Source organism: Pseudomonas anatoliensis (assembly GCF_017976235.1).
Taxonomy (GTDB): domain Bacteria; phylum Pseudomonadota; class Gammaproteobacteria; order Pseudomonadales; family Pseudomonadaceae; genus Aquipseudomonas; species Aquipseudomonas anatoliensis.
Genome location: NZ_JACVHC010000007.1, coordinates 170,926 through 197,907 on the forward strand (window position 1 = coordinate 170,926; position 26,982 = coordinate 197,907).

Here is a 26,982-nt window from a genome sequence, read left to right on the forward strand (position 1 = left end):
ATGCATAAGGACCGAGCAATGAGTGAGCCCCGCCTGACGAGTCTGAAACGGTATCTGCAACGCCTGGGTTTCGAGGCACCACCGCCGCCGACCCTGGAAACCCTGCGCGAGTTGCAATTGCGCCATACCGGCGCTTTCACCTTTGAAAATCTCGCAACGGTCACCGGCACTCCGGTATTGATCGATCTTGCCTCGATTGAGCAGAAAGTCTTGCACGGTGGTCGCGGCGGTTACTGCTACGAACTCAATCATCTGTTTTTTGCCCTGTTGCTTGAACTGGGCTTCGACGTTCGGGCCATCAGCGGGCGAGTGGTCATGAATCAGCCCGAAGGCACCTGGACCGCGCGCACCCATCGCTTGAGTCTGGTAACCCTCGGCGGCGTGCGCTACATCACCGATGTCGGCTTCGGCGGCATGGTGCCAACCGCACCGTTGATGCTGGATACCGAGGCCGAGCAAGCCACACCGCACGAGCCGTATCGCATCGAAAAACAACCCGACGGCTACATGCTGCGCGCCAATGTCGGGGGCGAATGGCGGTCGATGTACCTGTTCGATCTGCAACGCCAGGAAGACATCGATTTCACCATCGGCAACTGGTATGTCTCGGCGCATCCGCAATCACCGTTCGCCAATCGCCTGATGGTTGCGCGTACTGGCGATGGCTGGCGGCGTACATTGAACAATGGCAGCTTCGCGATCCACCGCATCGGTGCCGAGAGCGAGCGGCGTGATGTAGCGGATGTGGAAGATCTACTCGATCTGCTTGAGGTTGAGTTCGGGATACAGGTCGCGAGCCCAGAATTGTTGAGGCCGGTGCTCAGACGCCTTATCGAGTCGGGTCAGGGATCCTCAGCGTAAGCATCGACCAGGATCGTAAAGAGATTGATCTTGGCCCACGACTCTCGTTGCCCGACCTCTGTTTCCTCTGAGCCAATGCTGATCAGGTAGTTGATGCCTGTTGCCGGATCCTTGAAACCATTTTGGGTTGAGTCCCAGGAGCAACAGGCGCGCGTGATCGGCGATATCCCGAAGTGCTGTTCAAGGTACTGTTCGGCTTTCGAAGCATTGGCCCCGGATACTTCATAGCTGGCAGAAAATGGCTGGCCCATGCGGTCAAGCGCCTGCTTGCAGCCTTTGAATTCAACAAACGATGGCTTGTCTGCGAGCTTCGACAGAAAGTCATCACAGCCAAAGTCGGCACTGGCGCTGTTGGCAATTACCAACAACAGCGCGGGTATCAATCGGATCAGGAACAGCCGAATCATTTATTTCTCCACCAGCAGTTCGCCGACATATTTCCCGCCTTCACCTTTGACTCGCCGGCCAATGAGGTAATCGTAAACATCGTTCCATTTGATCAGCTCATAAAAAGTGACGCAGCCGTCGGACAAATGGCCGACATGGATGTAACGGCTACTGTTGCCTTTCGTGCCTTGCAGTTCGATTGGAAACCAGACATCCGTGCAATGCAGGCTGCCTTTGGTCTTATAGCCGCCGGTTGAAATGTTCCCGTGAGAGCGGTCGGGTGCCATGATCCGGTGGCGGCCGGGCGGGATCGGTGTGTACTGGCCACCCCACTGACTATTGAGTGTCACCTTTGCCGTGATGCCGTTGAAACTGACCTGGGCCCATTGCTGAAGGAGTTTACCCTTGAACTCCGATACGGCATGGGCCGGTGCGCCGGTGTATTTGACCTTCACAGTCGCCGGCCCTGTGGGCGGCGTGTCCATCAGGTACTTCAAGGCATTTTCGGTCTTCAGGCTGGCGGTCTGCCCGACGAATTCAGAGTTGCCATCGGCAATCCGGAAGTAGGTTCGACCACCTGACTCCTTGGCGAGGGTCACTTTGGTGAATTCGCACAGCGCGACGAGGGTGCCCTTCGGTTCGAGCTTTACGCTTAGCCAGCCGTTGTCGTCAGCGCGTTTGGTGTATTTGGTGACCACGGTAGACGGGTGGGTACTGCCGCCCTGCCTGTTCGAGGGGGCTAGATTATTGTTCAGGATCGCAAGCGCCATGCTGGTTACAACTCCTTCAGATAATTTTCAGCAGACTGGTTCCATCTGTTCAGGCCAGGTCGTCGGGTTCCAGATGCAACAGTTCGGTTGCCCTGGTGGAAACGCGTTGGGTCAGCCCCCGTTCATTGGTGACTCCGCGGAAAATCTTGCCTGAGGCGGTGGTGATTTTATAAGCGAAGTCCGGCACAGGCTCGCCGTCGGCGTCCGACAGGGTGAATTGCTCGTCGAAGCCGAGGTTGATCGGGGGGACTGGGCTGACCGCTGCGCCACCGCCACTTTGGCCAATGATGACTGTGCCGGAGCCGCCGACAATGACATCGCCGTGAGTGCCAAGGCTGCCTTGCGTAGCGGCATTTTTTCCGTTGATGAAGACCGTTGCCGAAATATTGCCACTGATTGTGCTGCCGCAAGAGGCAGGATCTCCGAGGCGCGCGGCTGGCAATCCATCGAAAAAAACGTCGGGCGAGCCGGCAGCGATTTTCTGTGCGGCATGCCCTGGGCAGTTTGTGGCGTCTGTAGCGCGTGCGGCTGGTTTTCCACTCATGCTGAATTCCTTATCTGATCCCGGAAAGGGTTTCCGTTAATCCCTACGGCATGCCGCCGATCCTGCCACGCGCCGAGGTTGAGCTCAATAGCTCTTCGCGGTACCGGTTTCGGACAACTCGAGATGATTTTTTGTATACAAAGCGATAGACACTTGTCGCGACTTTTGAATACAGTGTGCGCATAACAAAAACCAGGGAACCCCCCACCATGAAAACGCCCCATGTTTCACACCAACGGCCCGAGGACGAAAACCTCGGGGTCGGCGCGAATATGGCTTACGGCCTGCAACATGTTCTGACCATGTATGGCGGTATCGTCGCGGTGCCACTGATCATCGGTCAGGCGGCCGGGCTGTCGCCCGCAGACATTGGTTTGTTGATTGCTGCTTCATTGTTTGCGGGGGGGCTGGCGACACTGCTGCAAACCCTGGGTCTACCGTTTTTCGGCTGTCAGTTGCCGCTGGTACAGGGTGTGTCGTTCTCCGGCGTTGCGACCATGGTCGCGATCGTCAGCAGTGGCGGGGAGGGTGGCTTCCAGTCGGTGCTTGGCGCGGTGATTGCGGCGTCACTGATCGGCTTGCTGATCACCCCGGTGTTCTCGCGCATTACCAAGTTCTTCCCGCCGCTGGTGACCGGCATTGTGATCACCACCATCGGCCTCACGCTGATGCCGGTGGCCGCGCGCTGGGCCATGGGCGGCAATAGCCACGCGCCGGACTTCGGCAGCATGCAAAACATTGGCCTGGCGGCGGTCACGCTGGTACTGGTTTTGCTGCTGAGCAAGGTCGGCAGCTCGACCATCTCGCGCTTGTCGATCCTGTTGGCCATGGTGATCGGCACGGTGCTGGCGGTGTTCCTCGGTATGGCGGACTTCTCCAGTGTCACCACCGGCCCGATGTTCGGCTTCCCGACGCCGTTCCATTTCGGCATGCCGACCTTCCACTTCGCAGCGATCCTGTCGATGTGCATCGTGGTCATGGTGACGCTTGTGGAAACCTCGGCGGACATTCTTGCGGTCGGTGAAATCATCGGCACCAAGGTCGACTCCAAGCGTCTGGGCAATGGTCTGCGCGCGGACATGCTGTCGAGCATGTTTGCGCCGATCTTCGGCTCGTTTACCCAAAGTGCCTTCGCCCAGAACGTCGGGCTGGTGGCGGTGACCGGGATCAAGAGTCGTTTCGTGGTCGCCACCGGTGGTCTGTTTCTGGTGGTCCTCGGCCTGCTGCCATTCATGGGCCGAGTGATCGCGGCAGTGCCGACTTCGGTACTCGGCGGCGCAGGTATTGTGTTGTTTGGCACCGTCGCCGCGAGTGGTATCCGTACGTTGTCGAAGGTTGATTACCGCAACAACGTCAATCTGATCATCGTCGCGACCTCAATTGGTTTCGGCATGATCCCGATTGCTGCGCCGAGCTTCTACGATCAATTCCCGAGCTGGTTCGCGACCATTTTCCACTCGGGCATCAGCTCGTCGGCGATCATGGCGATCCTGCTCAACCTGGCGTTCAACCACTTCACAACCGGTAACTCTGACCAGCAGTCGGTGTTTGCGGTAGCGGAGGAGCGAACTCTGCGCTATCGCGATCTGGCGGCGCTGCGTGAGGGTGACTACTTCTGCGACGGCAAACTGCATGACTGCGATGGCAAGGAAGTGCCGGTGATCGAAGTGGATGCAGATCACGACCATGGTCACGGTGCCCCGAAGGTGCAGGTGAAGAGCAGCGAACATGTTTGATCGCTGATCGAATAAAAAGGCCGATCTGTTGGAAGACAGATCGGCCTTTTCGTTTTCGTGGAGATCAAAAGATCGCAGCCTTCGGCAGCTCCTGCAGGGGGAATGCATTTCAAACTGTAGGAGCTGCCGAAGGCTGCGATCTTTTGATCTTTTCGAGCGCCCACAAAAAAGCCCCTGAACCTTTCGATTCAGGGGCTTTGCTATTTGGCTCCACAACCTGGACTCGAACCAGGGACCCAGTGATTAACAGTCACTTGCTCTACCAACTGAGCTATTGCGGAATTGGTGCGTATGTTACTGATTCAAAAAGAGAAGTCAAGCGTCAGTTGTTGAATTGTGCAATTCGTCAGGACGGACGGTGGTTTATCGGCGATTGGCGGTTACCAGAATCGCCTCAGGGGTCTACCATGGCCGCCCGGAAGTGGTCACACGCGCTACCGGCCATTCGCCGAAAAGGTACGCGCCATGAATCACACATCACTGCACATCGAGGTGCTCGCATGACCACCGCTCAAATCAGCCTGCCAAAAGGCGTCGGCCCGCACGCCGAAAAACTCTTCGATGCAATCACCCAGGCCAGCACCGCTGAAGAATTGAACCGCGCTGGCGGCAAGGCCGAGGGTTTTGTCCTCGGCCTGGAAACTGCCAAGGCCATCAAAAGCCAGATCGCCGAATCGCTGTACGTTGTCTATGACGATGCCGCCAGCCAGCGTGCGAGCGAACTGGCTTAACTGCCGAAGGTGATGGTGCCCATCATCAGCTTGGCGTAAGCCGCGGTGGTCGCCAGTTGCACCAGCCACAAGACCAGACCGCCGAGAAACACCCCGGCCGCCACTTGCAGCACCAGGCTTTTTTCGCGTTTGGCCGGGGCGCGGGGGATGAAGTCATCCAGATCGTCACGGTCGGCGCGCAGGTTGTCGTTTTTCATGGGTTTCTCGCAGAATTCTGAGGTGTTCACAAACCCTGTAGGAGTGAGCCTGCTCGCGATAGCGGTGTGTCAAGCAATGAAGCTGCAACTGACAAAGCGCTATCGCGAGCAGGCTCACTCCTGCAGTTTGGATTTGTGTGCAGTTTAGAGGGTGTGAACCCTTTTCCGGCACAAATAAAAACGGGAAGCCCGAAGGCTTCCCGTTTTTCATCACAATGCGAAATCAGATGACCTGAACAATCGCATCCGTTACAGCCTTGATGTTGCTCTGGTTCAGCGCAGCCACGCAGATGCGGCCGGTGTCCAGGGCGTAGATGCCGAACTCGTTGCGCAGGCGATGAACCTGTTCAGTGGTCAGGCCGGAGTAGGAGAACATGCCACGCTGACGGCCGACGAAGCTGAAGTCGCGCTGCGGTGCTTTTTCTGCCAGCAGGCTGACCATTTGCTCGCGCATGCCGCGAATACGCAAGCGCATTTCCGCCAATTCCGCTTCCCACTGCGCGCGCAGTTCCGGGCTGTTCAACACGGCGGCGACGATGCTTGCACCGTGGGTCGGCGGGTTGGAGTAGTTGGTGCGGATCACGCGTTTGACTTGCGACAGCACGCGTGCGCTTTCTTCTTTCGACTCGCTGATGATCGACAGGGCGCCAACGCGCTCGCCGTACAGCGAGAACGACTTGGAGAACGAGCTCGAAACGAAGAAGGTCAGGCCCGATTCTGCGAACAGGCGCACAGCCGCGGCGTCTTCGTCGATGCCGTCACCGAAGCCCTGGTAAGCCATGTCGAGGAACGGCACGTGACCTTTGGCCTTGACCACTTCCAGCACGTTGTTCCAGTCCGCCGGGGTCAGGTCGACACCGGTCGGGTTGTGGCAGCAGGCGTGCAGGATAACGATCGAGCCGTTCGGCAGGGCGTTGAGGTCTTCGAGCATGCCGGCACGGTTCACATCGTGGGTGGCAGCATCGTAGTAACGGTAGTTCTGCACCGGGAAACCAGCGGTTTCGAACAGCGCGCGGTGGTTTTCCCAGCTCGGGTCGCTGATCGCCACAACAGCGTTGGGCAGCAGTTGCTTGAGGAAGTCGGCACCGATTTTCAGTGCGCCGGTCCCGCCGACGGCCTGAGTGGTGATGACGCGACCGGCGCTGATCAGCGGCGAGTCGTTACCGAACAGCAGCTTTTGCACGGCCTGGTCGTAGGCAGCGATGCCATCGATCGGCAGGTAACCGCGCGAAGCGTGTTGAGCGACGCGAATCGTTTCGGCTTCGATAACGGCGCGCAGAAGTGGAATTCGCCCCTCTTCGTTGCAGTAAACACCTACGCCCAGGTTGACCTTGGTGGTCCGGGTATCGGCGTTGAATGCTTCGTTGAGGCCCAGGATTGGATCGCGGGGTGCCATTTCGACAGCGGAGAACAGGCTCATTTTTGCGGCGGCTCTGAATGGGGAGTGGAGGGACGTGTCGCGCTCCAGCCGGATGCACTAGAGCGGTGCACAAACGGGGAGCTAGTATAGAGGCCATCACCGAGCAATGGCGACAGGCGATTCGGCTTTTAGAGTAAGTTTTTCCGATTATTTCTTGACCGTTAGTCGATTGAGCGTGTCAGAGTTTTTACCGGATGTAGGACGTTTGCCTTGAAAGCCAAGGCAATCGCCACCACATTCAGCACAATCCAGCTTTTTCTTGCGCGACATCGGTCGTTTGCGGTCGTCCCCGTGGTGTTCCGCTTTGCTCGGAACCCCGCGATCCCAGAGGTGTGTATGTCCGAATTCCAGCTAGTCACCCGCTTTGAGCCCGCCGGCGATCAGCCGGAAGCCATCCGCCAGTTGGTTGAGGGCATCGAGGCCGGGTTGGCGCACCAGACGCTGCTCGGTGTGACCGGCTCGGGCAAGACCTTCAGCATCGCCAATGTCATCGCGCAAATTCAGCGCCCGACCCTGGTGCTGGCGCCGAACAAGACCCTGGCCGCGCAGTTGTACGGTGAGTTCAAGGCGTTTTTCCCGAACAACTCGGTCGAGTATTTTGTTTCCTACTACGACTATTACCAGCCCGAAGCGTATGTGCCGTCGTCCGACACCTTCATCGAGAAGGATGCGTCGATCAACGACCACATTGAACAGATGCGCCTTTCCGCGACTAAAGCGCTGCTGGAGCGCAAGGACTCGATCATCGTTACCACGGTGTCGTGCATCTATGGTCTGGGTAGCCCGGAAACCTATTTGAAGATGGTGTTGCACGTCGATCGCGGCGACAAGCTCGATCAGCGTGCGCTGCTGCGGCGTTTGGCTGACCTGCAATACACCCGCAATGATATGGACTTTGCTCGCGCGACCTTTCGCGTACGCGGTGATGTGATCGACATCTACCCGGCGGAATCGGATCTTGAGGCGATCCGCATCGAATTGTTCGATGACGAGGTCGAGAGTATTTCCGCGTTCGATCCGCTGACCGGCGAAGTCATCCGCAAGATGCCGCGCTTCACGTTTTACCCGAAAAGCCACTACGTGACGCCGCGCGAAACCCTGCTTGGCGCCATCGAGGGCATCAAGGTCGAGTTGCAGGAGCGTCTCGAATACCTGCGCAGCAACAACAAACTGGTGGAAGCCCAGCGTCTGGAGCAGCGCACTCGTTTCGATCTGGAGATGATTCTTGAGCTGGGCTACTGCAACGGCATCGAAAACTACTCGCGCTATCTCTCGGGTCGCGACTCCGGTCAGGCGCCGCCGACCTTGTTCGACTACCTGCCGGCCGACGCCTTGCTGGTGATCGACGAATCCCACGTCAGCGTGCCGCAGGTCGGCGCGATGTATAAAGGTGACCGCTCGCGTAAGGAAACCTTGGTTGAATACGGTTTTCGTCTGCCATCGGCACTGGACAACCGGCCAATGCGTTTCGACGAATTCGAAGGCATCAGCCCGCAAACGATTTTCGTCTCGGCCACGCCGGGCAATTACGAGGCGGAACACGCCGGTCGCGTTGTCGAGCAACTGGTGCGTCCGACCGGCTTGGTGGATCCGCAAATCGAAATCCGTCCGGCGTTGACTCAGGTTGATGATCTGCTCTCGGAAATCACCAAGCGTGTGGCGCTGGAGGAGCGGGTGTTGGTCACCACGCTGACCAAGCGCATGTCGGAGGATTTGACCGATTACCTCGCCGATCACGGCGTTCGCGTGCGTTATCTGCACTCGGATATCGACACCGTCGAGCGGGTTGAAATCATCCGTGACCTGCGCCTGGGCACTTTTGATGTGCTGGTCGGGATCAACCTGTTGCGTGAAGGCCTGGACATGCCGGAAGTGTCGCTGGTAGCGATCCTCGATGCGGACAAGGAAGGCTTCCTGCGCTCCGAGCGCTCGCTGATTCAGACCATCGGCCGTGCGGCGCGTAATCTCAATGGCCGGGCAATTCTCTACGCCGACCGCATTACCGGTTCGATGGAGCGCGCGATTGGCGAAACCGAACGCCGTCGCGACAAGCAGATCGCTTTCAACCTGGCCAATGGCATCACGCCTAAAGGCGTATTCAAGGACGTTGCCGACATCATGGAAGGCGCCACGGTGCCTGGCTCGCGCAGCAAGAAGCGCAAGGGCATGGCCAAGGCCGCCGAAGAAAGCGCCAAGTACGAGGCCGAATTGCGCTCGCCAAGCGAGATCACCAAGCGAATTCGGGCGCTGGAAGAGAAGATGTATCAGCTTGCCCGGGACCTGGAGTTTGAAGCGGCGGCGCAGATGCGTGATGAAATTGCCAAGCTGCGCGAGCGTCTTCTGGCTGTTTGATTGTGCGGTGAATTATCCGGCCTCATCGCGGCCAGCGGGCCTGACAGACACAAACCTGGCTTAAATACCGTGCCCGCTGGAGCGGGGCGGGTGTCGCCTGTTACCATTCGCCGCTTATTGATCTTTGCTTTTCATTCTTTTCGAGACATGCCATGACCACCGTCCGCACTCGCATCGCGCCATCGCCTACCGGCGATCCCCATGTAGGTACCGCTTACATCGCATTGTTCAACTACTGCTTTGCCAAGCAGCATGGCGGTGAGTTCATCCTGCGGATCGAAGACACCGATCAGTTGCGTTCGACGCGCGAGTCCGAACAGCAGATCTTCGACGCCCTGCGCTGGCTCGGCATCGAGTGGAGCGAAGGCCCGGACGTCGGCGGCCCGCACGGCCCGTATCGTCAGAGCGAGCGTGGCGATATCTACCAGAAATATTGCCAGCAACTGGTTGAGCTGGGTCACGCTTTCCCGTGCTTCTGCACGGCAGAGGAGCTGGACCAGATGCGCGCCGAGCAACAGGCGCGTGGCGAAACTCCACGTTACGACGGCCGCGCGCTGCTGCTGTCCAAAGAAGAAGTTGCCGCACGTCTGGCCGCTGGCGAGCCCCACGTGATCCGCATGAAAGTGCCGAGCGAAGGCGTCTGCGTGGTCCCGGACATGCTGCGTGGTGATGTCGAGATCCCGTGGGACCGCATGGACATGCAAGTGCTGATGAAGACCGACGGCCTGCCGACGTATTTCCTCGCCAACGTGGTCGACGATCACTTGATGGGCATCACCCACGTACTGCGCGGCGAAGAATGGCTGCCGTCGGCGCCGAAACTGATCCTGCTTTACGAGTACTTCGGCTGGGAACAACCGGAGCTGTGCTACATGCCGCTGCTGCGTAATCCGGACAAGAGCAAGCTGTCCAAGCGCAAGAACCCGACCTCGGTGACTTTCTACGAGCGCATGGGCTTCATGCCGGAAGCGATGCTCAACTACCTGGGCCGCATGGGCTGGTCGATGCCAGACGAGCGCGAGAAGTTCTCGCTGCAGGAAATGGTCGACAACTTCGACCTCAAGCGTGTGTCCCTCGGCGGGCCGATCTTCGACATCGAGAAACTGTCGTGGCTCAACGGCCAGTGGCTGCGTGATCTGCCGGTGGAAGAGTTCGCCAGCCGCTTGCAGACCTGGGCGCTGAACCCGGAATACATGATGAAGATCGCTCCGCACGTGCAGGGCCGTGTTGAAACCTTCAGCCAGGTCGCACCGTTGGCCGGGTTCTTCTTCGCCGGTGGCGTTAATCCGGATGCCAAGCTGTTTGAATCGAAAAAGCTCTCGGGCGATCAGGTTCGCCAGTTGATGCAGTTGATTCTGTGGAAGCTGGAAAGCCTGCGTCAGTGGGAGAAGGACAGCATCACTGCGACGATTCAGGCCGTGGTTGAGTCGCTGGAGCTGAAACTGCGTGATGCGATGCCGTTGATGTTCGCGGCAATCACCGGGCAGGCGAGTTCGGTGTCGGTGCTCGATGCGATGGAAATCCTCGGGCCGGACCTGACCCGCTTCCGTCTGCGTCAGGCGATCGACCTGCTGGGCGGCGTTTCGAAGAAAGAAAACAAAGAGTGGGAAAAACTGCTGGACGCCATCGCCTGATCCCCTGTAGGGGCTGCGGCACAATGCGATCTTTTGACGTTGGTTTGTAAAAACAGAATCAAAAGATCGCGGCCTTCGGCAGCTCCTACAGTCTGCGTAGGTTGTAAACCTCCCGAATTTACGGGGGGAGGGCGGTAAGTGATTGTTATGTCGGCAAAAAACTTTGAAATATTTTAAAAATAAGTTTGACAGCCCTCCGAAGCGCCATTAAGATTCGCCCCGTCCTCAGCGATGACATCAACGATGAGGGGCTTTAGCTCAGCTGGGAGAGCGCCTGCATGGCATGCAGGAGGTCAGCGGTTCGATCCCGCTAAGCTCCACCAATTTACACTTCAAGGTCTGGCCACACCGGCCTTGAAGCGATCAACACTCAGCGTTGATCAGTTGTATAGAAGGGTTTGCGTCCCCTTCGTCTAGTGGCCTAGGACACCGCCCTTTCACGGCGGTAACAGGGGTTCGAGTCCCCTAGGGGACGCCAGTTTTACAGAAGTGATGTTGCAAAATGTCACTCCGCCGCGAGGCGAAAAATCCGGGGCTTTAGCTCAGCTGGGAGAGCGCCTGCATGGCATGCAGGAGGTCAGCGGTTCGATCCCGCTAAGCTCCACCAATTTTACAAGTTCAAGGTCTGGCCACACCGGCCTTGAATCGATCAGATCTCAGCACTGATCAGTTGTATAGAAGGGTTTGTGTCCCCTTCGTCTAGTGGCCTAGGACACCGCCCTTTCACGGCGGTAACAGGGGTTCGAGTCCCCTAGGGGACGCCACGATTACCCGCTCTGCGGGATTTTATAAGGGTCATTCAATTATTGAATGGCCCTTTTGTTTGTCTGGCGTTTGGCCAACTCTCCTTTTTCCTTACACTGTGCTTCAGACCAGCGGTCATATCCTTGACTTGCAGAATATTATTATGCGAATAATATTCTAGTCGTAATATTCGGAGGCAACGATGAACGATAAAAAAGCTCAAACCCGCGAACGCATCCTCAAGGCTGCCAGCGCCGCACTGATCCAGCGCGGCCCGGCAGACCCAAGCGTGGGCGAAGTGATGGGCGCAGCCGGCCTGACCGTCGGTGGCTTCTATGCGCACTTCGAAAGCAAGGACGCGATGATGCTCGAAGCGTTCAAGCAGTTGCTGGGTCGGCGGCGCGACCTGATTGCCGACATGGACACCGAATTGACTGGCGAAGAGCGCCGCGCGCTGGTCGCTGCGTTCTACCTGTCGCGCAAGCACCGCGATTCCAGCGAATCGGCCTGTCCGATTCCTGCCTCCATTGGCGAATTGGGCCGTTTGCCGGAGTCGTTCCGCATCGCGCTGAACGAACACTTGGAATTGATGGTTGCGCAGTTGGCGTCCAGCCCTGAGGACACCGACAAAGCTTTGGCCGACGTGGCCTTGATGGTGGGTGGTCTGGCACTCGCAAGAGCGCTCGGCCCCGGAGACTTATCCGATCGATTGCTGCGCGCTGCCAAGTCGGCGGTGCGTTGACCTGAAGGCAGCACGCCTGAGGAGAGAGCGATGAACACGTTGAAGTGGGTTCGTGGCGTTAATGGCACCTTGGGCTGGATTGCACCGCAACGGGTGGCGAGCAAAATGCGCCTGGCGTTCATGACGCCGCGCGCGCTGCCGCTGCGCGATTGGGAGTTGCCGCTGCTGGCCAATTCCGAACGGATCACTTTGCGCTTCGGCCTCTCCGCACTACGTTGGGGGCACGGTCCGACCGTGTTGCTGATGCACGGTTGGGAGGGGCGACCCACTCAATTTGCTGCACTGATCACCGCGCTGGTCGACGCTGGTTATACGGTAGTTGCGCTCGACGGCCCGGCCCACGGTCGGTCGCCGGGGCGTGAGGCCAATGTTGTGTTGTTTGCCCGCGCCATGCTTGAAGCTGCAGCCGAACTGCCACCCTTGCAAGCTGTTATCGGTCACTCCATGGGCGGCGCCAGTGCGATGCTTGCCGTGCAATTGGGCCTGCGTACCGAAACCCTCGTCAGCATCGCCGCCCCCGCTCGCATTCTTGGCGTGCTGCGCGGTTTTGCCCGCTACGTGGGAATGCCGCCCAGAGCGCGTTCCGCCTTCATTCGCCAGGTTGAGCAAGATGTCGGCATGCGTGCCGCCACCCTCGACGTCGCGCACTATCAACTGGATATGCCCGGGCTGATCGTGCATGCCGAGGATGACAATTTTGTCTCGGTCAAGGAATCGCAATTGATCCACGAATCCTGGTTCGACAGCCGCTTGTTGCGCCTCGAAAACGGTGGTCATCAACGCGTGCTGGCCGACCCTCGGGTGATTGATGGTGTGTTATCACTGCTGACCGGCCGCAGCCTTCAGGCGCGCCAATCGGCGTGAGCATCCGTTACACTGCCCCGGTTGAATAATCTGACCGGGAGTGGGGCATGGGCTGGGATCGGGCGACGCCGTTTACCATTGATCTGCAAGTGGGCGCCGAGGACATCGACGGGCTGGGGCACGCCAACAACGCGGTGTACGTGACCTGGCTCGAACGCTGCGCCTGGCGCCACTCGCAGCGTCTGGGGCTGGATCTGGTCGAGTACCGGCGGCTGGATCGCGCGATGGCCGTGGTGCGCCACGAGATCGATTACCTGGCGGCGGCCTATGAAGGCGACGAGCTGCAATTGGCGACCTGGATCGTCGATTGGGATCAACGCCTGAAAATGACCCGGCATTTCCAGCTGATCCGCCCAAGCGACCAGACCACGCTGCTGCGCGCCCAGACCACATTCGTCTGCATCGAGCTGTCCACCGGCAAGCCCAAGCGCATGCCGGCGGAGTTCATCGAAGGCTATGGCCCGGCGATCCAAACCCCAGAATCAGCGTAAATCCCTGTAGGAGCTGCCGAAGGCTGCGATCTTTTGATGTTGGTTTTTAAAGACAGCATCAAAAGATCGCGGCCTTCGGCAGCTCCTACAGGTGGTCGTGGGTTTAACCTGCGCAATCCAGTAAACTGCCGCACGTTTTTCCTCAAGTAGTGTTTTCCCCATGCAAATTGCTCTGGCGCCCATGGAGGGGTTGGTCGACGACATCCTTCGCGACGTGCTGACCCGTGTTGGCGGCATCGACTGGTGCGTGACCGAATTTATTCGCGTCAATGACCAGTTGCTCACCCCAGCCTACTTTCACAAGTTCGGCCCGGAACTGCTCAACGGTGCCCGCACCGCGTCCGGTGTGCCGTTGCGTGTTCAGCTGTTGGGTTCTGACCCGGTGTGTCTGGCGGAAAACGCTGCGTTGGCTTGCGAACTCGGCTCCGAAGTGATCGACCTCAACTTCGGCTGCCCGGCCAAAACAGTCAATAAATCCCGTGGCGGTGCGGTGCTGCTTAAAGAGCCCGAGTTGCTCAATCAGATCGTCGAGCACGTGCGTCGCGCCGTACCTGCGCACATTCCCGTCACGGCCAAGATGCGTCTGGGCTTCGACAGCCCGGATGGCTCGCTGGTCTGTGCCACGGCGCTGGCCGAAGGCGGTGCCGAGCACATCGTGGTTCACGCCCGGACCAAAATGGACGGTTACAAACCGCCCGCGCACTGGGAATGGATCCCGCGCGTACAGGAAGTGGTCAAGGTGCCGGTGTTCGCCAACGGTGATATCTGGAGCGTCGAGGACTGGCGTCGTTGCCGCGAAATCAGCGGCGTGGAAGACATCATGCTCGGTCGTGGTCTGGTTTCGCGCCCGGACCTGGCCAGGCAAATCGCCGCTGCACGCGCCGGTGAAGAAGTGGTCGAGATGACCTGGGCCGAGCTGCTGCCTCTGATCCAGGATTTCTGGCTGCAAGCCAAAGCGCAGATGACCGCGCGTCAATCGCCGGGCCGTTTGAAGCAGTGGCTGGCCATGTTGACGCGCAATTACCCTGAAGCGACCGAGCTGTTTACCGTGCTGCGCCGTGAGACGGAACCGGATCACGTCTCGCGTTTGTTGGGTTTGCCAGTCGCCGAAGTGGCCTGAAAAAAATCTGCAAATACTCTCTTGAAATCAAATCAGCGGTCCCTATCTAAGCGTTACGCGATGCCGAATTCGGGTCGCGGAGATAAAAAACCTTGCTGATTGTTTTCAGGAGATTTGAACCATGAGTACTGCATTTTCCCTCGCGCCACTGTTCCGTTCCTCGGTGGGTTTCGACCGCTTCAACGACCTGTTCGAAACGGCCCTGCGCAACGAGCCAGGCAGCAGCTATCCACCCTACAACGTGGAAAAACACGGTGACGATCAATACCGCATCGTCGTAGCCGCGGCCGGTTTCCAGGAAGAAGACCTGGAGCTGCAAGTCGAGAAGGGCGTGTTGACCATCAGTGGCGGCAAGCGTGATGCCAACGAAGGCGTGACGTTCCTGCATCAGGGCATTGCCCAGCGTGCTTTCAAGCTGTCCTTCCGTCTGGCCGATCACATCGAGATCAAGGCTGCCGATCTGAGCAACGGTCTGCTGAGCATCGACCTGTTGCGGGTGATCCCGGAAGAAGCGAAGGCCAAACGCATCCCGATCAACGGGACGCAAAAACCGGTTCTGCAGCACTGATTCACGCGCAGACACACAAGCGTCTGAACAAGCGTTGAGCCGCTGAACGAAGGTCCCGATACGTCGGGGCCTTTTTTGTGCGCGCTGCAAAAGTGTTCGCAACGTTTGCCGCTATTACCACGGCTCTTTACAATCTGCGCAGTTTTGCCGACCCCATTTCTCGGCGGTCGGCCTGGAGCCTTTTTCATGGATGAGATTCAACAGCGTTGGCTGTGCGCCCTGTCTGCACCGATGGCGGCGCTCAATCCTGGAGCCGGGTACGACGATCCGGCTTTCTGCGACGACAACTACATCGATCTTAAAGACAGCTGGGGCATCGACAACCGGCAGCAGTTGTTCGACATGATCGAGCGTATGGCCGATGACGGCCATGCCACGCACCTCGAAGCGGCTTATCGGGCGTGGCAGCGTTGTCTGCCGGGTGAGTGGCAGGCATTGCTTGAGCGCCTCGAACCGCGAGAGCGCATCCTGCATGAGTTTGCCAGTCGCACGTTTGGCAGTTGCGGGCCGGGTGGGATCTTGTCCTGGGACTACGGGCGGATGGGGTTTCTCTTGCGTTGCGCCGTGCGCAACCAGTGGATCGATCTGGTAGAAAGCAATTGGTTGCATGGTCGTCTGGCCGTCAGAGCGCAATACCATTACGGCAGCTGGATGGCTTACTTCAATGGCTTCCTTGTCGGCCGTTCCTTCTGGTGTTGCTTAAGTAAAAGTGACGATGAGCTGGCGTTTGAACTGGATCGACAAGGGCAGAGTTCGCATAACCTGCTGATTGCCCGTGGGCTCGACCGGAACATCCCGCAGTTCCTCGCGGACTTGCCTTGGCAGATGGCGCTTGATCTGTCGCAACGTCCCGAATCGCTCAAGGAGTTCGACTGGTCATGAGTTGCTGGATCCGCTTGGGCATCGAGCCCACCACCGACGAAACCCTCATTCGCAACGCCTACCGCACACGCCTGCCGGAACATCACCCGGAGACCGATCCCGAAGGTTTTCAGGCGCTGCGCATGGCCTACGAAAAAGCGCTGCGTCTGGCGCGCGAAGGCGATGAAGAAGAACCCGAAGAATTCGAGGAATACGCAGAGACGGAACAGACAATCATCGAGGTGCCGCAGGCCTTCGTGGATTTCTGCGAGTTGCTTGACGATCCTCTACGGCGCTTCGACTTTGCAGCGTGGCAGGCGTTTATCCGAGGGCTGGATCAACTGCCGCTCGAGTCTCTCGATGACCTCAGTTGGGGCTTGTACCATCGGCTGGCTGATGCCGGGCCGCTGTCCTATCGTTGCGCGAACCTGTTGGCCGAGCGCATGGCCTGGGACCAGCAGTTGCTGGATCTGTCGTTCGACGACGCAGAGCGTGTCGAAGCATTTCTGCAACGGATCAAGGCGGGTGATCCGTTCGATACGGATCTGATGAGCGCCTGGTCAGAAGCCGCACAGACCGAATCTTTGTGGTACGCGCGCAGTCTGGATTTCATCTTCGCCCAGCGTCCGCTCGATGAGTTCGCCGACTTTGCCAGTCGGCACACCTGCCTGCCGTTGCCGAACGATGAAATGTACCTCAAGCGGCTTGTGACGCAGTTCACTCAGGCGGGCATGGGTGGTGCAGGGTGGCTGCAGTGTTGCGAAGAGCAGCAGGGCAAACATCCTGAGGATGTCGATTGGCTCTACCTGCTCGCCTGTCAAAGCACTCTACTGGGCCTGGACGATCAGGCGTGGCCGTGCTGGATCCGGCTCTGGCAGGAGCATCGTCATCCGAAGGCTGAAAGCCACTTGATGGCAATGTGCGCAGAACGTCAGCCAGACTTTCTGCCGCTGCTGATTCAGGCATTTGATCGAGCGCAGGTGTTCAGTGACTGGTCCCGCGAGCTCGACCATGTCAGTCAGCAATATGGCAGCCCTTCACAAAGACCGGAAACCCTGGCGCGATGGCTGGGGATTGGCGGCCTCGAACTTCAGGGCCTGGCCAAGGCCTTCGTCGACTGGCGCATGGCCGACGATGAACTGCCGTTGCTGGCACTGTTGCTTGGCAACCATGACGACCCAAGGTTGCAGCGCCTCTATCGACATGCCTGGGCACTGCATCGCGGTGACGTGCCGCTGTTACAGCAAATGCTCGACGAACCGTTTTCGGTGGATGCCCTTGATGCGTTGGTGCTGAGCGGATTCAAGCAACAGGCCGAGCAACATGTGCGTTGGTTGACGCAAGCACCGATCCCGTTGGCGATGAGTGCCTACACCGATGCGAACGCGGTTTTGCCACAACTGCCCGAAGCCCTGAAAGAAGGTTTTGCGCACAGCCTCTGCCGACTCTGGTTACGCAGATTGCGTCCTTACAGTCGCACCGCGCTTGAGCGCATTGCCGAAGATTTCAAACTGAACGATGCGCGCGCCACCCTCGATTTGTCAGAGCTGGCGCTGCTGCTGCAACTGAGTCAGGGCGATGTAGAGTTGCCGTCGCCGGGGGCGGCTGAGGCGCTGTGGCAATGGCACGCTCAAACGCTGTTTCTGTTGGTGTTGCTGGGGCAAGCCGAGCGTTGGTTGCCATTGATCGACGTGCGACTGCTGGAGCAACTGCCTTACAACCCGGCCCATCCGCTCAGCCGGTTGCAGCCGTTGTTGCAGCGCTTGTTGCGTGAACAGGGTAACTGTGAGGGCTTGCTTGGCCTGCTGCAAACGGCGGACCCGGTGCATGCGCTGCTGGCCCGGCAAATGTGCGGTGTGCAGGAAGCGCTCGCCAGCCTGCGACTGTTGAGCAACGACCGCCTGTTCGAATGCATGCGCAGCGATTTGAGTGCATTTGACGACGATCTGCTGGGGCGGATGCTGTTGACGGCCGTGCTCTATCACTGCGGATTGTTCGACGCCAAACAGCGGCGCTTCCTGCTCGACAGAATGACCGAAGTCGTCAATCCCCAGGATTGGTTCGACGGTTTCCGCCACAGTCTGATCAAAGGCGAGCCAACGCGCCCACCACGCGAGGCTCTGGAAGACGAGGGCGTTAACGACATCGATGGGTTTTACCTGGCGCTCGACGTGCTCAAGGACCTGGTGCTTTACGGCAATGCCGGCGTGCCGCGCCAGAAAACCCTGGTGCGCCTGCAACGCGCCAAGGACGATACGCAGAACGGGCTCGGTTTACGGTTTGCCTTCAGCGCATTGCTGTCGTGGTCGGAGCGCTTGTTGTTGGCCAAGGCCGACACACGTCCAGTTGCCGCCACGGCGTTCTGGCGTCTGGGCACACGGCTGGGGCGTGAGGCATTTATCGGGCAAGTGATCGGTATCGTGTTGCTGACGCCGCTGCTGGCATTGTTCAGCGGCTCAATGACTTCGGCCTTCGTTGTGTTGGCCGTGGCGCTGCTGCTGTTGCTCAGCGCCATGCTGCGGCGCCTGCACGACATGGGCCGAGGCGTCGCGACCTTTCTGGTGCTCGCGGGGCTGACACCGGTTTTGCCGTTTCTGCCGCTGGTGCTGTTCGGTTTTCCTGGCGAGAAGCTGCCCAATCGCTACGGCGTGCCACCGGAGAGTTTCCGTGAGGATCCTTTGTCCGGTGGGTTGCAGGCAGCGTTGCGCCGGCTCATTGGCTAGAGGTGCAACTCATCCAGCGCGCTGTTGAGCTGTGAGCGGTGGCTGGCGATCTCTGACGATTGCTGGCCGCCGAGCACGGTGGTGAAGCTGTGCAGCCATTCGGCAATGCGCTCGCGTTCCGTCCCCAGGCTCTGCATCCATGCGCGCTCCAGACGTGCCAGCAGCGTGCGGTTGGGTAATGCATCGCGCGGGTGAACCTTGAGCGCGGCGAGCCGCTCATGACTGTTTTGTCGGGCTTGTTCATCAAGTCCGGTGGGGCTGCGGTCGATGCTGTGACTGTACCGTGCACCTGTTTCCAGCAGGGTGACGTCAACTTCGAGCAAGCCATTGATGTCGTAGCTGAAACGCACATCCAGTTGCTGGATGTGCTCGGTGGGCATCAGCGTGACATCGAAAGCGTCGATAAGAATGTTGTCGCGTACCCATGGACGTTCGCCCTGATACACCGCAATGCGGATTTTTTCCTGCCGCGGATGCGTCGTGTAATAGCGCTCCACCCGGGACGTTGGAATGATGGTGTTGCGCTCGATGATGGGCGAGAAGGCGCCTTCGATCCCCTTGCCGCGCATGGTCTCGATACCCAATGTGTAAGGGCAGACGTCCGTCAGGATCAGCTCTTCCACCGCACCGTCGCGCGCCTTGCACGCCGCTTGCGTCGCCGCGCCGAGCGCGACAATGGTGTCGGGATCCAGATGACGATAAGGCAGGCGCCCGAACAGCGTGGCGACCATCTGCTGCACCGCCGGCATTCGCGTGGCACCGCCCACTAATACCAGGCTGTCGAGATCACGCGGCTTGAGCCGGGCATCGCGCAGGGCTTGTTCGATCGGTGCGCGCAAACGGCCGAGCAGTGGCTCCCAGATCTTCACCGCAGCGGCTTCATCCAGCGACCATTCAAATGTCTTGTCGGCGTGGCGCCAGCTCAAAAGCTGCGTGCCTTCACCGAGTTTGCACTTGAGCTGCTCCAGCGCATCACCCAGGCTGGCCATGCCTTGCGCATCGACCATTGACGGGGTCAATTGCCAGGCCTTGAGGCAGGCCTGCAACAGCGCGGCGGTGAAGTCTTCGCCGCCGAGGAAGTTGTCGCCGGTGGACGCATGCACTTCGATCAGCGGCAGCGCATATTCCAGCACCGTGACATCGAAGGTGCCGCCGCCCAGATCGAAAATCAGCGTGCGTTCGAACTTCTGCTCATGCAGCCCATAGGCCATGGCGGCAGCGGTCGGCTCGTTGATCAGGCGCGTCACGGACAAACCAGCCAGCTCGGCGGCAAACAGCGTGCGTTTGCGTTGTTCGTCACTGAAATACGCCGGTACGGAAATCACTGCCTCGGATACCGGGTGGCCGAGAAAGGCTTCGGCGTCCTGCTTGAGTGAGCCGAGCACCAGTGCCGACAATTCTTCGGGGCTGAATTGACGACTGCCGAGTTCAATCTGCTTGTCGCTGCCCATGAAACGCTTGAAAGCAGCGGCGCTGCGTTCCGGGTGCGTAGTCAGTCGGGCGCGCGCGGCTTTGCCGACCAGAATCGTGTCGTCTTCATCGAGGCTGACCACCGATGGAGTCAGCACGTCGCCGAGGGCGTTGGGAATCAACCGGGCCTGACCGTCCTGCCAGACGGCGATAAGACTGTTGGTGGTGCCAAGGTCGATGCCCAGCAGGGCCGGGCGGGGGAGGGTTGCATCCTGCATGATTGATCTCGAAACGGCGCAAAAAACGCGACCCTACAGGTTGCCGCCAACACTGGCAATTGTTGGCCTGGTGCAAGCTGAGCGCGTTATGCCAGCAGCTTTTTCAAGCCCTCCAGCGGCAATGGCCGACTGTGCAGATAACCCTGATACAAATGGCAACCCAGGCCCTGCAAAAACGCAAGCTGCTCCGGGGTTTCCACGCCTTCGGCAATCACTTCGAGTTCCAGGCTGCGAGCCATCGCGACGATGGCGCGGATGATCTCTGCGTTGTTCGGGTCAGTGGTCGCATCGCGGATGAACGACTGGTCGATTTTCAACGTATCAACCGGCAAGCGCTTGAGGTAAGTCAGCGATGAATAACCGGTACCAAAGTCGTCCATGGCGAAACTCACACCGAGCTTTTTCAGGCGGCGCATCTTGCTGATGGTGTCCTCCAGGTTCTGGATGACGATGCCTTCGGTGATCTCCAGTTTCAGCAGCGAGCACGGCAGGCCGTGGCTGACCATGCTGTGTTCGATACGCTCGACGAAGTCGTTCTGGCGGAACTGTCGCGGACTGATGTTGACGCACAAGCTGAAATTGAGCGGGTCGACCAGTTTCAGGGCGATCAATTGTTTGAACGCCGCACAGGCTTCATCGAGTATCCATGTGCCGACTTCCAGAATCAGACCGCTGTCTTCCAGAACCTTGATGAACTCGGTCGGTGACTGTGCGCCGAGTTTCGGGTGGTTCCAGCGCACCAAGGCTTCGGCGCCGATGATGCGGTTGTCCTGCGCGTCGATTTGCGGCTGGAAATGCACCCTGAATTCGCCGCGCGACAGCGCCAGGCGCAAGTCGGTCTCCATGCGCAGGCGTTCGCTGGCCGCTTTCTGCATGGTGTTGTGATACATCTGCGTGGTGTTGCGCCCGGAATCCTTGGCTCGGTACAGGGCAATGTCGGCACGCTTGAGCAGGTCGGTCGGGGTCGAGCCGTGATCCGGAATCAGCGCCACGCCAATGCTCGGTGTCACTTGCAGGCGCTGGCCGTCGAGGAACATCGGCTCCGACAGCAGTTCACGCAGGGTGTCGGCCAGTTCGCGTACCTGCAAGCTGACTTCATTGCGCGTGCCCTCCAGGCCGCTGAGCAACACCACGAATTCATCGCCGCCCAGGCGCGCCACCGTATCCTCCATGCGCACGCTGGCTTCGAGCCGCGCCGTGATGATCTTCAGCACCGTGTCACCGACCGGATGGCCGAGTGAATCATTGATGTGCTTGAAGTGATCGAGATCGAGAAACAGCAAGGCGCCGCGCAGGTTGTGGCGTTTGAGCAGGGCGATCTGCTGGCTCAGCCGATCCATCAACAACGCACGGTTGGGCAGGTTGGTCAGCGGATCGTGGTAAGCCAAATGACGGATTTGCGCTTCAGCGTTTTTCAACAGACTGACGTCTCGTGCGGTCAGCAGCAGGCAAGCCGTTTCATTCAGGGTGATCGGCTCCACCGAGACTTCCACCGTGAGGATTTCCCCGCGCTTGTTGCGCCCGAGCATTTCCTGGTGGTGCACGCGGCCCTTGATCTGCAGTTCGGCGAGCAGGGCCGAACGCTGTTTTTCCTCGGCCCAGATACCGACCTGATGCACGGTTTTGCCCACCACTTCATCGGCGCGATAGCCGGTGAGGCGACAGAAACCGTCGTTGACCTCCAGATAGCGGCCGGTGTCGCGCTCGGTGATGGTGATGGCGTCGGGGCTGGAGTGAAACGCCTTGGCGAACTTCTCTTCGCTGGCCTTGAGCGCGGCTTCCGAGCGTTGCTGCTGGGTGATGTCGCGCAATGTGGTGACGATGCACGGTTGATCGCCGACGCTGATCTGCCGACTGGAAATCACGCAGGTCAACGACTGGCCGTCCTTGTGCTGGACGATGATCGCGACGTTGCTCAGGCCTTGTTCGCGGATCACCCGTTCGATGCGTTGCAGACTTTTCGCCGACGCGTCCCACAGGCCGATGTCTTCGGCGGTGCGGCCGATTACGTCGGCGGCGCTCCAGCCAAAGGTCTGGGTGAAACTGTTGTTGATTTCGATGAACTCGCCGCTGTCCTGACGGGTGACGCAGATCGGGTCGGGGCTGACCTGGAACAGCGTGGCGAATTTCTCTTCCGAGGCCACCAGACGTTGTTCGCGTTCGACCTGATCGGTGATGTCGAGCAAAGTGCCGGCCATGCGCAACGGCGCGCCATTGTCGTCGCGATAGAGGCGGGCGCGACTTTCCAGATAACGTGAGCTGCCGTCCGGCAATTGCACGCGATACGTCAGTTGGTAATTGCCCGCAGGGCCTTCGCGCAGACTGCGATAGGCGTCGCGCATGCTGTCGCGCTCCTCGCCGGGCACACCTTCGAAAAACTCATCGAAGGATTCATGGAAGGGTTTCGGGTCGAGTCCGTGCAATTGCGCGGCGCGCGCCGAGCCATAGAGCATGCCGCTGGGAATGTGCCAGTCCCAGGTGCCGAGCTGGGCTGAGTCCAGTGCCAGGTCGAGGCGTTCCTGACTGTCTTTCAAGGCGTGTTCCGCAGCTTTGCGCTCGGTGGTGTCGAGGAACGTGCTCAGCAGATAAGGCTGGCCTTCAAGTTCGACCTTTTGCGCGCTGAGGATGCCGTCATGGATCTGCCCGTTGCTGGCGCGAAACTGCACTTCCATGCTGATCAATTCGCCCTTGGCCTTGGTCTTCTTGACCAGTTCGCCGCGCTGCTCAGGGTTTACCCACAAGCCCAGTTCCAGGGTGGTGCGGCCAATCGCGCTTTGCACCGGCCAGCCGAACAGGCTTTCGAAATACTGGTTGGCTTCGCTGATCAGGCCGTCTTCCTGGCGGGTCAGCAGGACCATGTTCGGGCACAGATGAAACAGCGTGGCGAAACGTTTCTCCGAACTGCTCAGGGCTTGTTCGCGTTGCCGCTGGTGGGTGATTTCGCGAATCACCCCGATCATTCGGGGGCGGCCGTTTTTGTCTGGCAGCAGGCTGCCGTTGATCTCCAGCCAATGCAGGCTGCCGTCGGGCCAGCGGATGCGGTGATGCATCGCCTGTTCCAGCGGGGCGCCGGCAATCACCGCGTGGAAGGCACGGACGGTTTTCGCCCGGTCTTCGGGCGGCAGCAAGTCGAGGTATTCGAGATCTGCCGGCAGCGGCTGGCGCGGATCGAAGCCGAACAATGCCTGCGTGCCCCGTGACCAACTGATCTGACCGCGCTCGATGTCCCAATACCAGGCGCCGAGCCGTGCGCCGTTGAGCGCTGCGAGCAATTGCGGCGCGCTCTCCCAGCTCTGCTCGGAATGTCGCGGGTCAATCGCTTGAATGCGCGGCATCGGCGGAATTCGGTCAACAGATTTCGGCATCGTTAACAGGCCTTGAGCGGGTGGTGGCATTTAGGCACAGAGACAGCGGCACTATAGGATTAGCACAAGTTAGCCCTGAGTCCCTGGCAGATCGATTTGTGCATCCAGCAAGGTCATAAACGCTCTTGCTGCATTCGATAGCGTCCGTTCGGTGTGCACGATATAGCCTAGCTGGCGACTGAGCTGTATGCCCGGCAATGCGATGCTTGCCACCTGTTCATCAAGCATGGTGCGCGGAAGTACGCTCCACGCCAGGCCGATGGAGACCATCATCTTGATGGTTTCCAGATAGTTGGTGCTCATCGCGATGTTCGGCGTCAGCCCTTGGGCCTCGAACAAACGTTGGACAATATGGTGTGTGAATGTGTTGCCGCCGGGGAAAACCGCCGGATGGCCGGCAATGTCCGCCAGACTGACGGCGCCGTTGCTGATCAGCGAATGCTCCGGGGCGACCACGAAATCCAGCGGGTCATCCCACACCGGCGTGGCTTTGACCAGCGTGTGCGGCTCGGGGGCAAGGGTGATGACCGCCAGTTCTGCACGGCCGTGGAGTATTTCTTCGTAGGCCACTTCCGAATCGAGAAACTGAATATCCAGCGCGACCTGGGGGTAGCAGCGGGTGAACTCCCTTAATAGCGGCGGCAAGCGGTGCAGGCCAATGTGGTGACTGGTGGCCAATGTGAGACGGCCGCTGACTTCGCCGGTCAGGTTGGTTAGTGCGCGGCGGGTGTCGTCCAGCACATTGAGAATCTGATAAGCGCGCGGCAGCAGGGCGCGGCCGGCCTCGGTCAGGCCGACTTCGCGCCCCAGTCGATCGAACAGGCGCACCTTGAGTTGCTGCTCCAGACCGGCGATACGCTTGCTGATAGCCGGTTGCGTCAGGTGCAGCCGCTCACCGGCGCCGGAGAAACTGCCGGTCTCGGCGATGGCGATAAAAGCATTGAGGTTAGCCAGATCCATGGTGGTATTCCAGTTGGTTATCCAAAGCATAAAAAATATGAATTTGAGTTATTTAATCTAACCCCATAGGATCGACCTCACAAGCCAAAGGGTTATTGAATCTCTCAAATACCCAGGGCATAGAAACAAGCTGATGAGGAACCGTCTGATGGCCGGCAAAACGCTCTACGACAAGCTCTGGGATTCGCATTTGGTCAAGCAGCGCGACGATGGCTCTGCGCTGATCTACATCGATCGTCACATCATTCACGAAGTGACTTCGCCGCAAGCCTTTGAAGGTCTGCGTCTGGCCGGGCGCAAGCCTTGGCGCATCGATGCCAACATTGCGACCCCGGACCACAACGTACCGACGACCCCGGAGCGCAAGGGTGGCATCGAAGCCATTGCCGACCAGGTCTCGCGTTTGCAGGTCCAGACCCTCGATGACAACTGTGATGAATACGGCATCGTCGAGTTCAAGATGAACGACGTCCGCCAAGGCATCGTCCACGTGATCAGCCCGGAGCAGGGCGCGACCTTGCCGGGCATGACCGTGGTCTGCGGTGACTCGCACACCTCGACCCACGGCGCGTTCGGCGCGTTGGCTCACGGTATCGGCACTTCCGAGGTCGAGCACGTGCTGGCCACTCAGTGCCTGGTCGCCAAGAAAATGAAAAACATGCTGGTGTCCGTCGAAGGCCAATTGCCGTTCGGCGTGACCGCCAAGGACATCGTCCTCGCGGTGATCGGCAAGATCGGCACCGCCGGCGGTAACGGCCATGCCATCGAATTCGCCGGCAGCGCGATTCGCGATTTGTCCGTCGAAGGCCGCATGACCATCTGCAACATGTCCATCGAAGCCGGCGCCCGCGTGGGTTTGGTGGCGGCGGATCAAAAGACTGTCGATTACGTCAAGGGCCGTCCGTTCGCACCGAAAGGCGCCGAGTGGGAGATGGCGGTCGAGTCCTGGAAAGACCTGGTGTCCGACGCCGACGCCAAATTCGACACGGTTGTCGAACTCGACGCCGCGCAGATCAAGCCGCAAGTCAGCTGGGGCACTTCGCCGGAAATGGTCCTGGCCGTTGATCAGAACGTGCCGGACCCGGCTAAAGAGATGGATCTGGTCAAACGCGACTCGATCGTCCGCGCCCTGAAATACATGGGTTTGACCGCCAATCAGGCGATCACCGACATTCAACTCGATCGCGTATTCATTGGTTCCTGCACCAACTCGCGGATCGAAGATTTGCGCGCCGCCGCAGTGATTGCCAAGGGTCGCAAGGTGGCTTCGACCATCAAGCAAGCCATCGTCGTGCCGGGCTCGGGTCTGGTGAAGGCGCAGGCCGAGTCTGAAGGTCTGGACAAGATTTTCCTCGAAGCCGGTTTTGAATGGCGTGAACCCGGTTGCTCAATGTGTCTGGCGATGAACCCGGACCGTTTGGAGTCCGGCGAACATTGCGCCTCGACCTCCAACCGTAACTTCGAAGGCCGTCAGGGCGCCGGTGGCCGCACCCACCTCGTCAGCCCGGCCATGGCTGCTGCGGCGGCGGTGAACGGTCGTTTCATCGACGTTCGTGAATTGATTTAAAGGAGCGCAGCATGAAAGCTTTTACCCAGCACACTGGTCTTGTCGCGCCTCTGGATCGTGCCAATGTCGACACCGACCAGATCATTCCGAAGCAGTTCTTGAAGTCGATCAAGCGCACCGGTTTCGGCCCGAACCTGTTCGATGAGTGGCGTTACCTTGATGTTGGCCAGCCGTATCAGGACAACTCCAAGCGCCCGTTGAACAAGGACTTCGTGCTCAACGCCGAGCGTTATCAGGGCGCCAGCGTATTGTTGGCCCGCGAGAACTTCGGTTGCGGCTCCAGCCGTGAACATGCGCCATGGGCGCTGGAAGAGTACGGTTTTCGCAGCATCATCGCGCCGAGCTACGCCGACATCTTCTTCAACAACAGCTTCAAGAACGGCTTGCTGCCGATCATCTTGAGCGACGCTGAAGTCGATGAATTGTTCAAGCAGGTCGAGGCTGAGCCGGGCTATCAATTGCAGGTCGATCTGCAAGCGCAAACCGTGACGCGTCCGGATGGCAAGGTTTACCACTTTGAGATCGATGCGTTCCGCAAGCATTGCCTGCTTAACGGTCTGGACGATATCGGCCTGACCTTGCAGGACCACGAAGCGATTGCGACGTTTGAAGCGAAGCATCGCGTGAGCCAGCCGTGGTTGTTCCGCGACGCGTGAT

22 protein-coding genes and 5 tRNA genes are annotated in these 26,982 nt (G+C 59.2%); 18 read left to right on the plus strand and 9 right to left on the minus strand.

Annotated elements, in window-relative coordinates; genetic code table 11:
- Positions 1-18 precede the first annotated feature (18 nt).
- Positions 19-861 (plus strand): arylamine N-acetyltransferase family protein, encoded by an 843-nt coding sequence (locus ICA16_RS22300; RefSeq protein ID WP_210701595.1) that lies wholly within the window; start codon positions 19-21, stop codon positions 859-861.
- Here the strand turns inward: ICA16_RS22300 and ICA16_RS22305 are convergent.
- From ICA16_RS22305 to ICA16_RS22315, 3 genes are read right to left on the minus strand one after another with little or no spacing between them, the layout of a single operon-like run.
- Complete coding sequence (locus tag ICA16_RS22305; RefSeq protein ID WP_210701597.1) at positions 843-1,268, minus strand: DUF4952 domain-containing protein; 426 nt, start codon at positions 1,266-1,268, stop codon at positions 843-845. The genes ICA16_RS22300 and ICA16_RS22305 overlap by 19 nt on opposite strands.
- A complete protein-coding gene (locus tag ICA16_RS22310) occupies positions 1,269-2,018 on the minus strand; it encodes a hypothetical protein (protein ID WP_210701599.1) in 750 nt (249 codons plus the stop codon).
- Between the two features lie 49 nt (positions 2,019-2,067).
- The gene (locus ICA16_RS22315) at positions 2,068-2,562 is read right to left on the minus strand and encodes a PAAR domain-containing protein (protein ID WP_150594673.1); all 495 of its coding nucleotides are present in this window, start codon (positions 2,560-2,562) and stop codon (positions 2,068-2,070) included.
- 209 nt (positions 2,563-2,771) lie between these two features.
- On the opposite strand from ICA16_RS22315, the gene ICA16_RS22320 reads away from it, so the two are divergent.
- On the plus strand, positions 2,772-4,298 hold the full coding sequence (locus ICA16_RS22320; RefSeq protein ID WP_150601424.1) for a nucleobase:cation symporter-2 family protein: 1,527 nt from the start codon (positions 2,772-2,774) through the stop codon (positions 4,296-4,298).
- A 205-nt stretch (positions 4,299-4,503) separates the two neighbouring features.
- Here ICA16_RS22320 and ICA16_RS22325 read toward each other — a convergent pair.
- Positions 4,504-4,579, minus strand: a tRNA-Asn gene (locus ICA16_RS22325).
- A gap of 219 nt (positions 4,580-4,798) precedes the next feature.
- Between ICA16_RS22325 and ICA16_RS22330 the strand changes: the two genes are divergently transcribed.
- Positions 4,799-5,029 carry a hypothetical protein gene (locus ICA16_RS22330; RefSeq protein ID WP_042558588.1) on the plus strand — a complete coding sequence of 77 codons (231 nt, stop codon included), beginning with the start codon at positions 4,799-4,801 and terminating at the stop codon, positions 5,027-5,029.
- Here ICA16_RS22330 and ICA16_RS22335 read toward each other — a convergent pair.
- Both ICA16_RS22335 and ICA16_RS22340 read right to left on the minus strand, forming a co-directional pair.
- On the minus strand, positions 5,026-5,226 hold the full coding sequence (locus ICA16_RS22335; protein ID WP_210701600.1) for a hypothetical protein: 201 nt from the start codon (positions 5,224-5,226) through the stop codon (positions 5,026-5,028). The genes ICA16_RS22330 and ICA16_RS22335 overlap by 4 nt on opposite strands.
- 223 nt (positions 5,227-5,449) lie before the next feature.
- Positions 5,450-6,646, minus strand: coding sequence for an amino acid aminotransferase (locus tag ICA16_RS22340; protein WP_150594675.1), 1,197 nt, complete (start codon positions 6,644-6,646; stop codon positions 5,450-5,452).
- A gap of 336 nt (positions 6,647-6,982) precedes the next feature.
- Between ICA16_RS22340 and uvrB the strand changes: the two genes are divergently transcribed.
- The 13 genes from uvrB (at position 6,983) to ICA16_RS22405 (ending at position 18,745) form a co-directional block, all read left to right on the plus strand.
- Positions 6,983-8,998: an excinuclease ABC subunit UvrB gene (gene uvrB / locus ICA16_RS22345; RefSeq protein WP_210555589.1), complete on the plus strand. Its 2,016-nt coding sequence runs from the start codon at positions 6,983-6,985 to the stop codon at positions 8,996-8,998.
- 152 nt (positions 8,999-9,150) lie between these two features.
- The gene (gene gltX / locus ICA16_RS22350) at positions 9,151-10,632 is read left to right on the plus strand and encodes a glutamate--tRNA ligase (RefSeq protein WP_210701601.1); all 1,482 of its coding nucleotides are present in this window, start codon (positions 9,151-9,153) and stop codon (positions 10,630-10,632) included.
- 247 nt (positions 10,633-10,879) lie between these two features.
- Positions 10,880-10,955: transfer RNA gene (locus ICA16_RS22355), tRNA-Ala, on the plus strand.
- 79 nt (positions 10,956-11,034) lie between these two features.
- Positions 11,035-11,110, plus strand: a tRNA-Glu gene (locus ICA16_RS22360).
- A 53-nt stretch (positions 11,111-11,163) separates the two neighbouring features.
- Positions 11,164-11,239: transfer RNA gene (locus ICA16_RS22365), tRNA-Ala, on the plus strand.
- Positions 11,240-11,320: 81 nt separating this feature from the next.
- Positions 11,321-11,396 (plus strand) — tRNA-Glu (locus tag ICA16_RS22370).
- A gap of 182 nt (positions 11,397-11,578) precedes the next feature.
- Positions 11,579-12,118 (plus strand): TetR/AcrR family transcriptional regulator, encoded by a 540-nt coding sequence (locus ICA16_RS22375; protein ID WP_210701602.1) that lies wholly within the window; start codon positions 11,579-11,581, stop codon positions 12,116-12,118.
- 30 nt (positions 12,119-12,148) lie between these two features.
- On the plus strand, positions 12,149-12,982 hold the full coding sequence (locus ICA16_RS22380) for an alpha/beta fold hydrolase (RefSeq protein WP_210701603.1): 834 nt from the start codon (positions 12,149-12,151) through the stop codon (positions 12,980-12,982).
- A 47-nt stretch (positions 12,983-13,029) separates the two neighbouring features.
- On the plus strand, positions 13,030-13,473 hold the full coding sequence (locus ICA16_RS22385) for an acyl-CoA thioesterase (RefSeq protein WP_210555590.1): 444 nt from the start codon (positions 13,030-13,032) through the stop codon (positions 13,471-13,473).
- Positions 13,474-13,633: 160 nt separating this feature from the next.
- Complete coding sequence (locus ICA16_RS22390; protein ID WP_210555591.1) at positions 13,634-14,593, plus strand: tRNA dihydrouridine synthase; 960 nt, start codon at positions 13,634-13,636, stop codon at positions 14,591-14,593.
- A gap of 121 nt (positions 14,594-14,714) precedes the next feature.
- Entirely contained in the window at positions 14,715-15,161 is a 447-nt protein-coding gene (locus ICA16_RS22395; protein ID WP_210701604.1) for an Hsp20 family protein, read from the plus strand.
- 186 nt (positions 15,162-15,347) lie between these two features.
- Positions 15,348-16,043 (plus strand): DUF1266 domain-containing protein, encoded by a 696-nt coding sequence (locus ICA16_RS22400; RefSeq protein WP_042558598.1) that lies wholly within the window; start codon positions 15,348-15,350, stop codon positions 16,041-16,043.
- On the plus strand, positions 16,040-18,745 hold the full coding sequence (locus tag ICA16_RS22405) for a J domain-containing protein (protein WP_210701605.1): 2,706 nt from the start codon (positions 16,040-16,042) through the stop codon (positions 18,743-18,745). The genes ICA16_RS22400 and ICA16_RS22405 overlap by 4 nt, the downstream gene beginning before the upstream one ends.
- On the opposite strand, the gene ICA16_RS22410 is transcribed toward ICA16_RS22405, so the two are convergent.
- The 3 genes from ICA16_RS22410 to ICA16_RS22420 form a co-directional block, all read right to left on the minus strand.
- Positions 18,742-20,433 carry a molecular chaperone HscC gene (locus ICA16_RS22410; RefSeq protein ID WP_210701606.1) on the minus strand — a complete coding sequence of 564 codons (1,692 nt, stop codon included), beginning with the start codon at positions 20,431-20,433 and terminating at the stop codon, positions 18,742-18,744. The two genes, ICA16_RS22405 and ICA16_RS22410, sit on opposite strands and share 4 nt — an antisense overlap.
- 86 nt (positions 20,434-20,519) lie before the next feature.
- Positions 20,520-23,798 carry a sensor domain-containing protein gene (locus ICA16_RS22415; RefSeq protein ID WP_210701607.1) on the minus strand — a complete coding sequence of 1,093 codons (3,279 nt, stop codon included), beginning with the start codon at positions 23,796-23,798 and terminating at the stop codon, positions 20,520-20,522.
- A gap of 69 nt (positions 23,799-23,867) precedes the next feature.
- Positions 23,868-24,758 carry a LysR family transcriptional regulator gene (locus ICA16_RS22420; RefSeq protein ID WP_210701608.1) on the minus strand — a complete coding sequence of 297 codons (891 nt, stop codon included), beginning with the start codon at positions 24,756-24,758 and terminating at the stop codon, positions 23,868-23,870.
- 148 nt (positions 24,759-24,906) lie between these two features.
- Here ICA16_RS22420 and leuC point away from each other — a divergent pair, with 148 nt between their 5' ends.
- Entirely contained in the window at positions 24,907-26,325 is a 1,419-nt protein-coding gene (gene leuC / locus ICA16_RS22425) for a 3-isopropylmalate dehydratase large subunit (RefSeq protein ID WP_210701610.1), read from the plus strand.
- Between the two features lie 11 nt (positions 26,326-26,336).
- Positions 26,337-26,981, plus strand: a complete 645-nt coding sequence (leuD, locus tag ICA16_RS22430) for a 3-isopropylmalate dehydratase small subunit (RefSeq protein WP_150594686.1) — start codon at positions 26,337-26,339, stop codon at positions 26,979-26,981.
- Position 26,982: the final 1 nt, after the last annotated feature.

Excerpts from the sequence above, each read along its gene's own strand:
- ICA16_RS22300 (WP_210701595.1), top strand. The coding sequence starts at position 19 with ATGAGTGAGCCCCGCCTGACGAGTCTGAAACGGTATCTGCAACGCCTG.
- ICA16_RS22305 (WP_210701597.1), bottom strand. The coding sequence starts at position 1,268 with ATGATTCGGCTGTTCCTGATCCGATTGATACCCGCGCTGTTGTTGGTA.
- ICA16_RS22310 (WP_210701599.1), bottom strand. The coding sequence starts at position 2,018 with ATGGCGCTTGCGATCCTGAACAATAATCTAGCCCCCTCGAACAGGCAG.
- ICA16_RS22315 (WP_150594673.1), bottom strand. The coding sequence starts at position 2,562 with ATGAGTGGAAAACCAGCCGCACGCGCTACAGACGCCACAAACTGCCCA.
- ICA16_RS22320 (WP_150601424.1), top strand. The coding sequence starts at position 2,772 with ATGAAAACGCCCCATGTTTCACACCAACGGCCCGAGGACGAAAACCTC.
- ICA16_RS22330 (WP_042558588.1), top strand. The coding sequence starts at position 4,799 with ATGACCACCGCTCAAATCAGCCTGCCAAAAGGCGTCGGCCCGCACGCC.
- ICA16_RS22335 (WP_210701600.1), bottom strand. The coding sequence starts at position 5,226 with ATGAAAAACGACAACCTGCGCGCCGACCGTGACGATCTGGATGACTTC.
- ICA16_RS22340 (WP_150594675.1), bottom strand. The coding sequence starts at position 6,646 with ATGAGCCTGTTCTCCGCTGTCGAAATGGCACCCCGCGATCCAATCCTG.
- uvrB (WP_210555589.1), top strand. The coding sequence starts at position 6,983 with ATGTCCGAATTCCAGCTAGTCACCCGCTTTGAGCCCGCCGGCGATCAG.
- gltX (WP_210701601.1), top strand. The coding sequence starts at position 9,151 with ATGACCACCGTCCGCACTCGCATCGCGCCATCGCCTACCGGCGATCCC.
- ICA16_RS22375 (WP_210701602.1), top strand. The coding sequence starts at position 11,579 with ATGAACGATAAAAAAGCTCAAACCCGCGAACGCATCCTCAAGGCTGCC.
- ICA16_RS22380 (WP_210701603.1), top strand. The coding sequence starts at position 12,149 with ATGAACACGTTGAAGTGGGTTCGTGGCGTTAATGGCACCTTGGGCTGG.
- ICA16_RS22385 (WP_210555590.1), top strand. The coding sequence starts at position 13,030 with ATGGGCTGGGATCGGGCGACGCCGTTTACCATTGATCTGCAAGTGGGC.
- ICA16_RS22390 (WP_210555591.1), top strand. The coding sequence starts at position 13,634 with ATGCAAATTGCTCTGGCGCCCATGGAGGGGTTGGTCGACGACATCCTT.
- ICA16_RS22395 (WP_210701604.1), top strand. The coding sequence starts at position 14,715 with ATGAGTACTGCATTTTCCCTCGCGCCACTGTTCCGTTCCTCGGTGGGT.
- ICA16_RS22400 (WP_042558598.1), top strand. The coding sequence starts at position 15,348 with ATGGATGAGATTCAACAGCGTTGGCTGTGCGCCCTGTCTGCACCGATG.
- ICA16_RS22405 (WP_210701605.1), top strand. The coding sequence starts at position 16,040 with ATGAGTTGCTGGATCCGCTTGGGCATCGAGCCCACCACCGACGAAACC.
- ICA16_RS22410 (WP_210701606.1), bottom strand. The coding sequence starts at position 20,433 with ATGCAGGATGCAACCCTCCCCCGCCCGGCCCTGCTGGGCATCGACCTT.
- ICA16_RS22415 (WP_210701607.1), bottom strand. The coding sequence starts at position 23,798 with ATGCCGAAATCTGTTGACCGAATTCCGCCGATGCCGCGCATTCAAGCG.
- ICA16_RS22420 (WP_210701608.1), bottom strand. The coding sequence starts at position 24,758 with ATGGATCTGGCTAACCTCAATGCTTTTATCGCCATCGCCGAGACCGGC.
- leuC (WP_210701610.1), top strand. The coding sequence starts at position 24,907 with ATGGCCGGCAAAACGCTCTACGACAAGCTCTGGGATTCGCATTTGGTC.
- leuD (WP_150594686.1), top strand. The coding sequence starts at position 26,337 with ATGAAAGCTTTTACCCAGCACACTGGTCTTGTCGCGCCTCTGGATCGT.